The following is a 1,413-nucleotide window of genomic DNA, read 5'->3' on the forward strand; positions in this document are numbered from 1 at the left end:
AATTTTTCAGATCAGTTGACCGATCCAGAGGCTGGTATATAAAGGCCTACAGAATAACTTCTGTAGGCCTTTTTTATGCGTATTAGCCAAGCTCTCGAAACCGTTTTAGTAAACAGCCGTACCATTAACTTTGAAAGCTTGGCAGATGTGCTTGACCCGGCATTGATTGAAACAGGGTTGGGTATCGCTGGCATATCCACCATCAGAACCCGTAGATTGCCTATGGAGCAGATGGTATGGGCCGTGCTGGGCATGGCGCTGTTCCGTAATATGTCCATCAAACAACTGGTTACCCAACTGGATATTTTACTGCCAGGCAAAGCACCATACGTAGCCCCCAGTGCCATCACTCAGGCAAGACAACGGCTTGGCTATGAAGCGATAGAGCATATTTTTAATCTCACCGCCGGGCATTGGAATGAACAAGCTGCACATCCTCACTGGTGTGGTTTAACGCTGTTAGGTGTTGATGGTGTGGTATTTCGTACAGAAGATACACCTCAGAACAGCGCAGCCTTCGCCAGAACCAAATCTCATACTGGCGAAGCCTGTTATCCACAAATCCGGATGGTATGCCAGATGGAGCTCACCAGCCATCTGCTGACAGCAAGCCGGTTTGACAGTGTGGACGTTAATGAGATGGTGCTGGCTGAGGACTTGATACCCCACACCCCAGACCACTCACTGACCTTGTTCGACAAGGGATTCTACTCACTGGGTTTGCTGCATAAATGGCAATCTACCGGCGAACAACGCCACTGGCTGTTACCGCTAAAGAAGCAGACGCAATATGAGGTTATCCGCAGTTTGGGTAAGCATGACCAGTTGATCCGGCTGACAACGACACCGCAATCACGTAAGAAGTTTGATGACTTACCTCAGACGATAGAAGCGCGATTACTCAGCAAAACCATCAAGGGCAAAGAGGTCAAAATACTCTGCTCATTGACGGACCCGATGCGCTTCCCAGCGGCGGATATCGTTGATTTATACTCAACCCGATGGGAGATAGAGCTGGGCTTTAGAGAAATAAAGCAGTCAATGCTGCACAATGCTTACACACTTCGCTCGAAATTGCCTGATATGGTCAAACAGGAATTATGGGGTGTCCTACTGGCCTACAACCTTATCCGTTATCAAATGGTGCTGATGGCGGCATCGCTAGGCAAAAACATCTCCCCAAGCCATTTGAGTTTTAAAGAGGCTGCCAGCCATATTGTGTTTCAACTTGCTACGCTGCCATATGTATCACCGGGGCGTATTCCCAAAGTTGTTATGGATATCACTGATATGGCTTCATTCTTCTTACTGCCAGGACGGCGGGAACGATGTTATCCAAGAAGTGTTAAATCGAGCAAACTTAAGTATCCCGTTAAAAAGAAAAATGCCGGTCAGCTTAACTGACCGGCATTA

1 protein-coding gene is annotated in these 1,413 nt (G+C 47.7%); it reads left to right on the top strand.

The window, feature by feature from the left end; all coding sequences use genetic code 11:
• Positions 1-75 precede the first annotated feature (75 nt).
• Positions 76-1,404: an IS4 family transposase gene (locus tag MN202_RS20480; protein WP_335737987.1), complete on the top strand. Its 1,329-nt coding sequence runs from the start codon at positions 76-78 to the stop codon at positions 1,402-1,404.
• Positions 1,405-1,413 lie beyond the last annotated feature (9 nt).

The sequence above is a fragment of the Rheinheimera muenzenbergensis genome (assembly GCF_036984005.1).
In the GTDB taxonomy this organism is placed as follows: Bacteria; Pseudomonadota; Gammaproteobacteria; order Enterobacterales; family Alteromonadaceae; genus Alishewanella; species Alishewanella muenzenbergensis.